Origin of the sequence: Bartonella sp. MR100HLJHH (assembly GCF_042194215.1) — a bacterium.
GTDB classification, from domain to species: domain Bacteria; phylum Pseudomonadota; class Alphaproteobacteria; order Rhizobiales; family Rhizobiaceae; genus Bartonella; species Bartonella grahamii.
Genome location: NZ_JBHIMR010000010.1, coordinates 23,961 through 36,871, shown reverse-complemented (window position 1 = coordinate 36,871; position 12,911 = coordinate 23,961). Strand labels below are relative to the sequence as shown.

Below are 12,911 nucleotides of genomic sequence, written 5' to 3'. Positions count from 1 at the left end.
AAATCATTATAAATTGCTTATCACCATAAGCCCATGGCACGTTATGTTTTTATTACTGGTGGTGTGGTTTCTTCCCTTGGAAAAGGCATCGCAGCGGCGGCGTTAGCAGCGTTATTACAGGCTCGTGGCTACCGTGTACGTCTTCGAAAACTTGATCCTTATTTAAATGTTGATCCAGGTACGATGTCACCTTATCAACATGGTGAAGTATTTGTGACCGATGATGGTGCAGAAACGGATCTTGATCTTGGTCATTATGAGCGTTTTACTGGGCGGTCTGCAAATAGCCAAGATAATATCACAACAGGGCGTATTTATCGCAATATCATTGAACGAGAGCGGCGTGGTGATTATTTGGGGGCAACAGTTCAAGTTATTCCTCATGTTACGGATGAAATTAAGAGATTCATTACGATGGGAAATGAAGAGTTTGATTTTGTTTTGTGTGAGATAGGGGGAACGGTTGGTGATATTGAAGCAATGCCTTTTCTAGAAGCGATTCGTCAGCTTCGCAATGAGCTACCAAGACAAAGTGTCGTTTATGTCCATCTCACATTAATGCCTTATATACCTTCGGCAGGTGAATTAAAAACGAAACCAACACAACATTCTGTCAAAGAATTGCAAGCAATTGGTATTTCTCCTGATATTTTGCTTGTACGTGCAGATCGATCTATTCCAGAAACAGAACGGTGCAAATTATCACTTTTTTGTAATGTTCGCTCCAATGCAGTCATTCAGGCATTAGATATGCCAACAATTTATGATGTTCCTATGGCATATCATAAGGAGGGGTTGGACTCTGAAGTTCTTTGCGCTTTTGGAATCGATTCGGCACCTTCTCCTCAGATGGATCGTTGGGAAGATATTACGCATCGTATTCACCATCCTGAAGGAGAAGTTACGATTGCTGTTGTAGGAAAATATACGGGTTTAAAGGATGCTTATAAATCTCTTATTGAAGCGATTGCGCATGGTGGTTTAGCGAATAAAGTAAAAGTTAATATTGAGTGGATTGATTCGGAACTTTTTGAAAAAGAAGATTCTGTTTCAGCTTTGCAAAAAGCCCATGGAATTTTGGTTCCAGGTGCTTTTGGGGCACGAGGGGCAGAAGGAAAGATTCGAGCAATTCAATTTGCACGAGAGCGTAAAGTTCCATTTTTAGGGATTTGTTTTGGGATGCAATTAGCTTGTATAGAGGCTGCGCGCAATATTGCACAGATTAAGAATGCTTCATCAAGTGAGTTTTGCGAAACAGAAAATCCAATTGTAGGTTTAATGACAGAATGGCTTAAAGGAGACGTTCTTGAAAAACGTACAAGAAACGGTGATCTCGGCGGATCAATGCGTCTTGGTGCTTTTGCTGCTGAATTAAAAGAAGAGAGTCATATTGCTCAAATTTATGGGATGACCAAGATTGTCGAGCGACATCGTCATCGGTATGAGGTCAATATTGATTATAAGGATAAGTTAGAACAGTGTGGTTTGATTTTTTCTGGGATGTCTCCTGATGGTATTTTACCAGAAACTATAGAATATGCAGATCATCCATGGTTTATTGGTGTTCAATATCATCCAGAATTAAAATCCCGTCCTTTTGATCCACATCCGCTTTTTTCTTCTTTTATTGAAGCCGCTGTAGAACAAAGTCGATTGGTTTAATGCATAAATTGGGTTACTTTGCTTTTGAGGGATAAAATGACTAAACCAAATGCCCGTGTGAAAGTTAGAAATATTATTTTTTCAAATGAAATGCCTCTTTCATTAATTGCAGGGCCGTGTCAGATGGAAAGTCGCGATCATGCTTTTGAAATGGCTGGTCGTATTAAAACAATTACCGATCAGCTTGGTATCGGGTTTGTTTATAAATCGAGTTACGATAAAGCTAACCGAACTTCTTTAGGGGCGGCACGTGGTATTGGTCTTGAAAAAGCAATGGCTGTTTTTTCTGATTTAAAAAAGGAGTTTGATTGTCCCATATTAACTGATGTGCATACAGAAGAGCAATGTACAATTGTTTCTTCTACGGTTGATATTTTACAAATACCGGCTTTTTTATGTCGTCAAACAGATCTTTTGGTAGCAGCCGCCAAAACAGACTGTGTTATTAACATTAAAAAAGGTCAGTTTTTAGCGCCGTGGGACATGGAGAATGTTTTAAAAAAGGTTGTTTACAGTGGTAATCCGAATGTTATGCTTTGTGAGCGAGGCACATCATTTGGTTACAACCGACTTATTTCTGATATGCGTTCATTGCCTATTTTACGTTCATTTGGTGCTCCTGTTATTTTTGATGCAACGCATTCTGTTCAAGAACCTGGGGGGCAGGGTGCTTCATCTGGTGGACAGCGTCAATTTGTTGAAGTTTTAGCACGTGCGGCTGTTTCTGTTGGGGTAGCAGGTATTTTTTTAGAAACGCATCAAGATCCAGATAATGCACCTTCTGATGGACCCAACATGGTTAAACTTGATAATTTAAAAAGATTGCTTGAGACTTTAATGGAGTTTGATTATCTGTCAAAGAAGTTGAATTAAGAAGAGAAAAAATATTTTATTAATAGGGCATTAGAAATGAATCGAGACTTTTATTGGATAAGGAAACACATATGACTATAATTGTCGATATCATTGGACGTGAGGTTCTTGATAGCCGTGGTAATCCAACGGTAGAAGTTGATGTTCATTTGGAGAATGGAGCTTTTGGTCGTGCTCTGGTTCCATCGGGAGCTTCAACAGGAGCACACGAGGCTATAGAGCTTCGTGATGGTGGTTTGCGCTATCAAGGGAAAGGTGTTGAAAAAGCGATTGCTGCAGTTAATGGCGAAATTCTTGAAGAACTTGGTGGGCGGGATGCAACAAATCAAATCGCTATTGATCAAGCAATGATTGCTTTGGATGGAACGCCAAACAAAGCCCGTCTTGGTGCCAATGCACTTCTTGGTGTTTCATTAGCTGTTGCGAAAGCAGCTGCGGATTCATTAAATTTACCTTTGTATCGTTATATTGGTGGTACACAAGCGCATATTCTTCCAACCCCTATGATGAATATTATTAATGGTGGCGTTCATGCTGATAATTTGATTGATTTTCAGGAGTTTATGATTATTCCTATAGGAGCCCCTACTGTAAGAGAAGCTATCCGTTATGGCGCTGAGATTTTCCATGCATTGAAAAAGCGTTTAAAAGATGCGGGTTATAATACCAATGTTGGTGATGAAGGTGGTTTTGCACCTCAATTTAAAAGTGCTGATCAAGCAATTGATTTTATTATGGAATCTATTACAACATGTGGCTACAAACCAGGGGAACAAATTGCCATTGGTTTAGACTGTGCTTCAACCGAATTTTATAAAAATGGTTCGTATTTTTATAAAGGTGAGGGGAAATGCCGTGACATCCAAGAGCAGGTAGATTATTTAGCGCAGCTTGTGAAAAATTATCCTATTATTACAATTGAAGATGGAATGGCTGAGGATGATTGGGAAGGTTGGAAGTTACTCACTGACACAATTGGAGAAAAATGTCAGCTTGTTGGCGATGATTTGTTTGTAACGAATTCAGCACGTTTGCGTGATGGCATCAAAATGGGGGTAGGCAATTCTATTCTCATAAAAGTTAATCAAATTGGTACATTGAGTGAAACACTTGATGCTGTAGAAGTAGCACATAAGGCAGGTTATCGTGCCATTATATCTCATCGTTCAGGCGAAACAGAGGATTCTTTTATTGCAGATCTTGCTGTTGCAACGAATTGTGGACAAATTAAAACAGGTTCTCTTGCACGTTCGGATAGATTAGCAAAATACAATCAACTTATTCGTATTGAAGAAATGCTAGGGGCCCAAGCGCGTTATGCTGGTGATTTATATCGTGTATAGTTGTGAGCACAAAATATGAAAGTATAAGATCATTTAGACTATGAAATTGAGATTTCTTATCAAAGGCATATACGCAATAATTTTTAAGTGTTTAAATTTATAGGGATTAAGATGAGAGGTATAATTATTAGTCAAGATCAAGGAACTTATCTCGTTTCGGGTGATGATGGTAAACGTTATCAGTTTGCGACTTGGGATTGGATGGGAAAGAATCCGCCAAGGATCGGTTGTACTGTTGATTTTGTTTGTGAGGGGGGTGTTGTCAGTTCTGTTTTTCCATTGTTGAGACCAGGTACAGAGAACTCAAAGATAATGTTCGCACTCCTTTGTTGGTGTTCAGGTATCTTTGGTGTCCATCGCTTTATGGTTGGTAAAGTTCGGACTGGTGCTTTAATGCTGGTTCTATCCTTATCATTGTTTGGATTGATAATTACCGGTATTTGGGCAATTGTTGATTTTATAGTCATTCTTGGTGGAAGATTTACGGATAAAGATGGGAATCAGATTACAGATTTTTAAAAATTTTATAATAAAGAGAAAGTAATTCAGTTCTCTTGTTATTTTTATCAATATATTAAGTTCATAATGCCGAATTATTGTACTATATGTCTTTAATGTGAGATATTAAGAGAAATATGCACAGTTGAATAAAAGTATTGAAAAAGACTGTGCTATTTTATGTGAGTAAAACAACGGCGTAAATCCACTAAGGTGTGTTTTGTATTGCTGCTTATAGCAGCAGAAAACATTAGCTCATTGGGGGGGATCAAAACTATTTTAATTTCACGTTTATCACGGCTGCTACAAATTTTATTTACACCGTGAGGTTAATCAACATATTATAAAAAGAAATAATCTCTTTATGAATAACACATGAGGAGAAGCTTTATAGGTGGTCGAGGATGAAAGGTAAGATTATGGTCAGGATCAAAGGGTTTATCTCGTTTTTGGAGATGATGGTAAGCGTTATCAATTTTCGCCTGAAGATTTGTTAGGGAAAAAACACCAAAGGTAGGGGATACCATTGATTTTGTCTGTGAATGGATACCATTAAATCTATTTTTCCTATCTCGGTTGAAGGTCAGTCACAAAAATTAAATGTGATGCGAGCGATCGTTTACCTGTTTTTTTGTGCATTGGGGATTCATCACTTTAATGGTTGGTAAAATTGTATCGGGCCTTATAATGCTTCTTATAAGTGTAATAGGTCTACTATTTCTGGGGATCGGGTTTTTGACAACTATACTTTGATAACTATATTTTGGGCATTGATTGATTTTATATTTATTTTAACAGGAAATTTTAAGGACAAAGATGGGGATAAATTGGTGATAACAAATTGTTTGCGTGTATAGATTTGGTAATGAGGTATTAATCAAAATCGTGCATAGTTGGGCAAAATATTAAAAAATTTGTGCTATAAAGACTGTGCTATTTTATGTGGACAAAGCAGAAACGTCGATCAATCAAAGTGCGCTTTGTACTACCTCTTATGACGGTGGGAGTCTTAAGCTATTTCAGTTATCACATTTATCATGGTGAGTATGGATTGTATTCACGCAGTGAAGTTAATCAGCATATTAGCGAATTAGAAAAGGAGCTTCATAAAATAGAAGCTGAGCGGATATTCATGGAAAAGCGTATTTCTCTTTTACGCAATGGACATATAGAAAAAGATATGTTGGATGAGTATGTCCGAAAGAATTTGAACTTTTCTAAGCCAAATGAACTGACAATCTTAATACCTTGAAATGATACCAAAGGTAAATGAAAAATCGCTTAATTTAAACAACAATCAGCAATGATATTGTTTAAGCCGATTGATAAGGCTTGTAACTTTTGTTCGTAAAGGTTATTCCTAAATAATCATAAAAGGGAGTTTAATATGGCAGAACGACTTAAAAAAAATTCTGCGTCGGTGGCGCGCACTGCATTATCAAGCACCACAAAGAAAGCACCAATAGCAGACTTTACAAAAGAAGAAGAAATTGATGCTTATCGTGAAATGCTTTTAATTCGCCGTTTTGAAGAAAAAGCAGGACAGCTTTATGGTATGGGGCTTATTGGGGGATTTTGTCACCTTTATATTGGTCAGGAAGCCGTTGTTATAGGAACATTGAAAGCGGCAAAAGAAGGTGATCAGGTTATTACGTCTTACCGTGATCATGGTCATATGTTAGCCGTTGGGATGAGTCCGCGTGGTGTCATGGCAGAATTAACGGGACGTCAAGGTGGCTTTTCCAAAGGGAAAGGTGGCTCGATGCATATGTTCTCTAAAGAAAAGAACTTTTATGGAGGACATGGTATTGTTGGTGCGCAGGTTCCAATTGGTTCAGGTTTGGCATTTTCGAATCAGTACCTTGGTAAAGATAATGTGACATTGGTTTATTTTGGTGATGGTGCCGCAAATCAGGGGCAGGTTTACGAAAGTTTTAATATGGCTTCACTTTGGAAGCTTCCTGTTGTTTATATTATTGAAAATAATCAGTATGCTATGGGAACGTCAGTTTCACGTGCATCTGCAGAAACTGATTTTTCCCGACGTGGTCTTTCTTTTGAAATTCCAGGTATTGTTGTTGACGGCATGGATGTTCGGTCAGTAAAAGGAGCTGCTGATGAAGCGATTTCTTGGGCACGCTCAGGTAAAGGACCGATCATTCTTGATATGCAGACCTATCGCTATCGTGGTCATTCCATGTCTGATCCAGCAAAATATCGTTCAAAGGAAGAAGTCCAAAAAATAAAAGAGGAACACGATCCGATTGATCAAGTAAAAAGTCGGATTCTTAAGAAAAATTGGGCGAACGAAGATGATTTAAAGTCTATTGAGAAAGAGGTTCGTGCAATTGTTGCTGATGCGGCAGATTTTGCACAAAGTGATCAAGAGCCAGATGCTTCTGAGCTCTATACTGATATTTTAGTTTGATGCGAGGGAAGCAAGTATGTCTATTGATATTTTGATGCCGGCGCTTTCACCAACTATGGAAGAAGGTAAACTGTCTAAATGGCTCAAGAGAGAAGGTGATAAGGTTAGCTCTGGCGATGTTATTGCTGAAATTGAAACGGATAAGGCTACAATGGAAGTAGAGGCCGTTGATGAAGGTACTCTTGGCAAAATTTTTGTGCCTGAAGGTTCTGAAGGCGTAAAGGTCAACACTGTTATTGCGATTTTGTTAGAAGAAGGTGAGCGTGCTGAGGATATTTCGCAACCTACGGATACAGCACAAAAACCTAAGGAATCTCCTCTTTCTCTGCCTTCGTCAGTTCCGCAGGTTCCTACTTTTGATACGTCTCCTGATTTTGATATTCCAGCGGGAACACAAATGGTTACAATGACAGTTCGTGAAGCGCTTAATCAGGCTTTGGCTGAAGAAATGCGGCGTGATGAAAAAGTTTTTCTCATGGGGGAAGAAGTCGCGCAATATCAAGGTGCCTATAAGGTTAGTCAGGGTTTATTGGAAAAATTCGGAGAGCGCCGAGTTATTGATACCCCAATTACAGAGCACGGCTTTGCTGGGTTGGCTGTTGGGGCTGCTTTTGGAGGGTTACGTCCCATTGTTGAGTTTATGACCTTTAATTTTGCGATGCAGGCGATGGATCAAATTATTAACTCAGCAGCAAAAACACGTTATATGTCTGGTGGACAAATGACCGCTCCTATGGTTTTCCGAGGTCCCAATGGTGCGGCTGCCCGTGTTGGTGCTCAACATTCTCAATGCTACGCTGCATGGTACAGTCATGTACCAGGTTTGAAAGTTGTCATGCCTTATAGTGCTGCAGATGCAAAAGGTTTGCTGAAAGCTGCTATTCGTGATGATAATCCTGTTATTTTTCTTGAAAATGAGATTTTGTATGGGCATCAATTTGATGTCCCTCAACTGGATGATTTTGTTTTGCCTATTGGTAAGGCGCGTATTCATAAGTCTGGACAAGATGTGACGATTGTCGCGTGTGGAATTGGAATGCATTATGCCGTTCAAGCGTTGCCGGAAATTGAACAGCTTGGTATTGATGTTGAATTGATTGATTTACGAACCATTCGCCCGATGGATCTTCCAACAATTCTTTCTTCGGTTAAAAAAACAGGTCGTTTGGTAACAATTGAAGAGGGATTTCCTCAGTCATCCGTGGGAACTGAAATAGCAACGCGTGTTATGCAGCAGGCTTTTGACTATCTTGATGCGCCAATTGCTACGATTTCTGGCAAAGATGTTCCGATGCCTTATGCCGCTAATCTTGAGAAGTTGGCTTTGCCTAATATTGCTGAAATTATTGAGGCCGTTAAGGCTGTGACATACAGAGCATAACGGAGGAAAGCATAATGCCCATTAAAATTACAATGCCAGCGCTTTCCCCTACGATGGAAGAGGGAAATTTAACAAAATGGAATATTAAGGAGGGAGATAAAGTTTTCTCTGGTGATGTTATTGCTGAAATTGAGACGGATAAAGCGACAATGGAAGTCGAAGCCGTTGATGAAGGTAGGGTTGCCAAAATTGTTGTTCCTGCTGGAACACAAGGCGTTAAAGTAAATGCTTTAATTGTTGTTTTAGCAGAAGAAGGTGAAGATTTAGCTGAAGCTGCAAAAGTTTCAGAAGAAATCTCTTCTTCTACAAGACAAGAACCAGAGGGCGTAAAACAGACAGATTCTCTGAAACAGACGGACTCAAAGGGTACAAAAATGTCTCATGAATCATCAGCTCAGCAATTAATGCAGCAAGATAAAAAGGAAGCGCGTCTTTTTGCCTCTCCCTTAGCGCGGCGATTAGCATCTCAGGAAGGTCTTGATTTATCCCTTATTTTTGGAAGTGGTCCGCATGGGCGTATTATCAAGCGCGATGTAGAAAAAGCTGTAAGTAGTGATATTTCTAAAGTGTCTTATTCATCACAAATAGGGGAGCTAGTAGCTACAGGTGCTTCTGACAAACAGATACTGAAACTCTTTAAAGAGGATGAATATACCTTCGCACCCCATAATAATATGCGTAAAACAATCGCAACACGTTTGATGGAATCAAAACAGAGAGTTCCACATTTCTATGTAACGGTAGATTGTGAACTTGATGCGCTATTAGCACTGCGTACACAACTGAATGCTGCTGCACCAATGATTAAGGGGCAGGAAGAAACTCAGCCTACTTATAAGCTTTCTGTTAATGATATGGTGATCAAAGCTGTCGCACTTTCTTTGAAAGCTGTTCCTGATGCGAATGTCTCTTGGCTTGAAGGCGGAATGCTTCATCATAAACATTGTGATGTTGGGGTTGCTGTTTCTATTCCCAATGGATTAATTACGCCGATTATTCGCCATGCAGAGGAAAAGCAGTTATCCCTTATTTCCAAAGAGATGAAGGATTTTTCAAAGCGTGCGCGTGAGGGCAAGTTAAAAATGGAAGAATATCAGGGTGGAACAACAGCTGTATCAAATATGGGGATGTATGGTATAAAAAGTTTTTCGGCTATCCTTAATCCACCGCATGCGACGATTTTTGCGATTGGTGCAGGGGAAGAACGCGCCGTTGTTAAAAATGGTACATTAGTTGTTGCGACAGTTATGTCAGTTACAATTTCTGCGGATCATCGTGCTGTCGATGGTGCTTTAGCCGCAGAGCTCGCGCGGACTTTTAAGAAGATAATTGAAAATCCATTAGCAATGTTAGTTTGAACTATTTAACAGTTCTTCACGTAAGTTGTGAGAGAGTGTGTTAAGAGAATAAAAACAAATTTAAGAGTTTGAAGAGCAATGTTATTGCTATTTCTGGTTTGGGTAAAGCATTTACGTGAAGCTTAAAGCAAAAGACATAAGATAATTCTGTGATGTTGTTTTGCAGTCTTAAGTTCAAAAAATGCATATCCGTTTTATATATATCCATGGAGGAATTACTGTGGCAAATCTTTATGATGTAATTGTGATTGGATCAGGTCCAGGCGGATATGTAACCGCAATTCGTGCAGCACAATGTGGTTTTAAGACTGCGATTGTTGAACGTGAACATTTGGGAGGGATCTGTTTAAATTGGGGATGTATTCCAACAAAGGCCCTTCTACGTTCAGCGGAAATGAAACATTTTGCTGAACATGCAAAAAATTATGGATTAAAAATTAATGGTTCAATTGAGGCAAACATCAAAGATGTTGTGGCACGTTCACGCGGTGTTTCAGCACGTTTAAATGCTGGCGTTGATTTTTTAATGAAAAAAAACAAAATTGATATTATCTGGGGTGAAGCAAAGCTTACCAAAGAAGCGAAGGGAAGCCATCCTGCGGAAATTATGGTTTCTTCATCCTCAAAACCGATTATGCAACCGCAAAATCCAGTCCCTAAAGGGACGTTAGGGGAGGGAACTTATCAAGCAAAGTATATCATTATTGCAACGGGCGCACGTCCTCGTGTCCTTCCTGGTATTGAGCCAGATGGAAAACTCATTTGGACTTATTTTGAAGCTATGATACCGCCAGCAATGCCAAAATCGCTTTTGGTTATAGGGTCTGGGGCTATTGGCATTGAATTTGCCTCTTTTTATCGTGATATGGGAGCTGAGGTAACTGTTGTTGAAATGATGCCCCACATCATGCCTGCTGAAGATATTGAAATTTCAACGTTTGCTTGTAAACAGTTAGAGAAAAAAGGTTTACGCATTCTTCGTCAAGCAAAAGTAACAAAGGTTGAAAAATCTTCTGATTCTGTGACTGTACATATTGATGTTCAAGGTAAAATAGAGTCAATGACTGTTGACCGATTGATTTCCGCTGTTGGGGTGCAAGGTAATATTGAGAATCTTGGTTTAGAAGCTTTGGGAATAAAAACCGATCGCGGGTGCATTGTAACCGATGAATGGAGTTGGACGGGGGTGGAAGGCATTTATGCTATTGGTGATGTAGCAGGTCCTCCTATGTTGGCACATAAAGCAGAAGAAGAAGGTGTGATATGTATTGAGCATCTTGCAGGTTTAAAGAATGCTCATCCGCTTGATAAAAGAAAAATTCCAGGGTGTACATATTGTACACCACAGGTTGCCTCTGTAGGGCTTTCAGAAGCTACAGCAAAAGAAGCAGGTTATGATATACGTATTGGTCGTTATTCTTTTGCTGCGAATGGCAAGGCGATTGCTTTGGGTGAAGATCAGGGGTTAGTAAAAACGATTTTTGATAAAAAAACAGGACAGCTTCTTGGGGCCCATATGGTAGGGGCTGAGGTAACAGAATTGATACAGGGTTTTGTTATTGCCATGAATCTTGAAACAACAGAAGAAGAATTAATGCATACTGTCTTTCCACATCCGACTTTATCGGAAATGATGAAAGAAAGTGTGTTGGATGCTTATGGTCAAGTTTTAAACGCTTGATGACTGGATTGTGTGAAAGATTTTATATTTTTGATTGTTACTTCGTATTTATAAGGCAAAGGCTTAAATGGTTACGGTTGTTGATAGAGTTACAAATAGACGTTTGCGTCATCCTGAAAAGGCACATCGTCCTGATACAAGCGTTCAAAAAAAGCCAGATTGGATTCGTGTAAAAGCGCCAACATCACCAATTTATAAGGAAACACATGGTATTGTACGTACGCATAAGTTAGTGACTGTATGTGAAGAAGCTGGTTGCCCTAATATTGGCGAATGTTGGAGCCAGCGGCATGCTAGCTTTATGATTTTAGGTGAAATATGTACGCGTGCTTGTGCTTTTTGTAACGTTGCAACAGGTATTCCACTTGCCGTTGATGATAATGAGCCAGAACGCGTAGCCGATGCTGTTGCACGGATGGAATTAAAACATGTTGTCATTACATCTGTTGATCGTGATGATCTTGCTGATGGTGGTGCTGAGCATTTTGCAAAAGTTATTTATGCGATTCGTCAAAAAACTCCTAAAACAACAATTGAAGTTCTGACACCTGATTTTCGTCATAAGGATGGCGCTTTAGAAGTTGTTGTTGCTGCTAAGCCTGATGTTTTTAATCATAACTTAGAAACAGTTCCTTCTAAATATTTGAAGGTTCGTCCAGGGGCACGTTATTTTCATTCAATTCGTTTATTACAACGCGTTAAAGAACTTGATCCAACAATTTTTACAAAATCGGGAATTATGGTTGGACTTGGGGAGGAGCGAAATGAAATTTTGCAATTGATGGATGATTTGCGCTCTGCTGATGTTGACTTTATGACGATTGGACAATATTTGCAGCCTACACGAAAACATCATCCAGTTGTTCGTTTTGTGCCTCCTGAAGAATTTGAGTCTTTTGCCAAGATTGGTAAAGTAAAAGGATTTTTACATATGGCCTCCAATCCTCTGACGCGTTCATCTCATCATGCTGGAGATGATTTTGCTATTTTGCAAAAAGCGCGTGATGAAAAATTTTCCTTACAGAGATAAATATGCCGATTTTTACAATACATCGGCAGATCACCCATAGTGCCAGTGAAATGTTTGAGCTGGTTTCAGATATTGAGCGTTATCCTGAATTTTTACCAATGTGTGAGTCTTTGATAGTACGTTCTCGAAAAGAGTATGGGAAAAAAATGTTGCTTCTTGCGGATATGACCGTTGGCTATAAGATTATCCGTGAAACTTTTACGACTCAAGTATTTCTTCAGCCGGAAAAAAATCTTATAGAAGTTAAATATATTGATGGTCCATTCAAATATCTTGAAAATCGTTGGTCCTTTCATGATATTGAAAATACCAATGCATGTAATGTAGAGTTTTTTATTGATTATGAATTTAAAAGTAAAACGCTTGGATTAGTGATGGGCTCAATGTTTGATATTGCGTTTCGTAAATTCACCGACGCTTTTGAGAAGCGTGCGCATCAGATTTATGGCTCTACGATAACATAGTCTATTCTGTTATTTTTTAACAATACGTATTGCTTATAACAGCGTGAAGGTGAAAACTGGTTTTCATCTTTACTATTTGTTTTAATTCATCTTTTTCAGCTTTGAAAAGCATATTAAAGGAATATCATTTTAAATGATGAAGATGATGCACAGCTTTACGCTTTTGTTTCTCTTTTTTAATAGAGGCATATCC

11 protein-coding genes are annotated in these 12,911 nt (G+C 39.0%); all 11 read left to right on the top strand.

Annotation, left to right across the window (positions count from 1 at the left end):
• Positions 1-33: 33 nt before the first annotated feature.
• The 11 genes from ACFIJ7_RS07020 to ACFIJ7_RS06970 all read left to right on the top strand — a co-directional run bounded on the left by ACFIJ7_RS07020 (position 34) and on the right by ACFIJ7_RS06970 (position 12,718).
• Entirely contained in the window at positions 34-1,662 is a 1,629-nt protein-coding gene (locus tag ACFIJ7_RS07020; protein WP_026500351.1) for a CTP synthase, read from the top strand.
• A gap of 36 nt (positions 1,663-1,698) precedes the next feature.
• Positions 1,699-2,535 (top strand): 3-deoxy-8-phosphooctulonate synthase, encoded by an 837-nt coding sequence (kdsA, locus tag ACFIJ7_RS07015; RefSeq protein WP_375636499.1) that lies wholly within the window; start codon positions 1,699-1,701, stop codon positions 2,533-2,535.
• A gap of 71 nt (positions 2,536-2,606) precedes the next feature.
• Positions 2,607-3,878: a phosphopyruvate hydratase gene (gene eno, locus ACFIJ7_RS07010; protein ID WP_273788350.1), complete on the top strand. Its 1,272-nt coding sequence runs from the start codon at positions 2,607-2,609 to the stop codon at positions 3,876-3,878.
• Positions 3,879-3,989: 111 nt separating this feature from the next.
• Positions 3,990-4,397 carry a TM2 domain-containing protein gene (locus ACFIJ7_RS07005; protein ID WP_012754997.1) on the top strand — a complete coding sequence of 136 codons (408 nt, stop codon included), beginning with the start codon at positions 3,990-3,992 and terminating at the stop codon, positions 4,395-4,397.
• 919 nt (positions 4,398-5,316) lie between these two features.
• On the top strand, positions 5,317-5,628 hold the full coding sequence (locus ACFIJ7_RS07000) for a septum formation initiator family protein (protein WP_012754998.1): 312 nt from the start codon (positions 5,317-5,319) through the stop codon (positions 5,626-5,628).
• 135 nt (positions 5,629-5,763) lie between these two features.
• Positions 5,764-6,804 carry a pyruvate dehydrogenase (acetyl-transferring) E1 component subunit alpha gene (gene pdhA, locus ACFIJ7_RS06995; RefSeq protein ID WP_273788346.1) on the top strand — a complete coding sequence of 347 codons (1,041 nt, stop codon included), beginning with the start codon at positions 5,764-5,766 and terminating at the stop codon, positions 6,802-6,804.
• A gap of 16 nt (positions 6,805-6,820) precedes the next feature.
• Complete coding sequence (locus ACFIJ7_RS06990) at positions 6,821-8,185, top strand: pyruvate dehydrogenase complex E1 component subunit beta (RefSeq protein WP_375644897.1); 1,365 nt, start codon at positions 6,821-6,823, stop codon at positions 8,183-8,185.
• Positions 8,186-8,199: 14 nt separating this feature from the next.
• A complete protein-coding gene (locus tag ACFIJ7_RS06985; protein WP_375636495.1) occupies positions 8,200-9,543 on the top strand; it encodes a pyruvate dehydrogenase complex dihydrolipoamide acetyltransferase in 1,344 nt (447 codons plus the stop codon).
• A 220-nt stretch (positions 9,544-9,763) separates the two neighbouring features.
• Positions 9,764-11,224, top strand: a complete 1,461-nt coding sequence (gene lpdA, locus ACFIJ7_RS06980) for a dihydrolipoyl dehydrogenase (protein ID WP_375636493.1) — start codon at positions 9,764-9,766, stop codon at positions 11,222-11,224.
• Between the two features lie 67 nt (positions 11,225-11,291).
• Positions 11,292-12,254 carry a lipoyl synthase gene (gene lipA / locus ACFIJ7_RS06975; RefSeq protein WP_273723360.1) on the top strand — a complete coding sequence of 321 codons (963 nt, stop codon included), beginning with the start codon at positions 11,292-11,294 and terminating at the stop codon, positions 12,252-12,254.
• Between the two features lie 2 nt (positions 12,255-12,256).
• Positions 12,257-12,718 carry a type II toxin-antitoxin system RatA family toxin gene (locus ACFIJ7_RS06970; protein ID WP_273788342.1) on the top strand — a complete coding sequence of 154 codons (462 nt, stop codon included), beginning with the start codon at positions 12,257-12,259 and terminating at the stop codon, positions 12,716-12,718.
• Positions 12,719-12,911 lie beyond the last annotated feature (193 nt).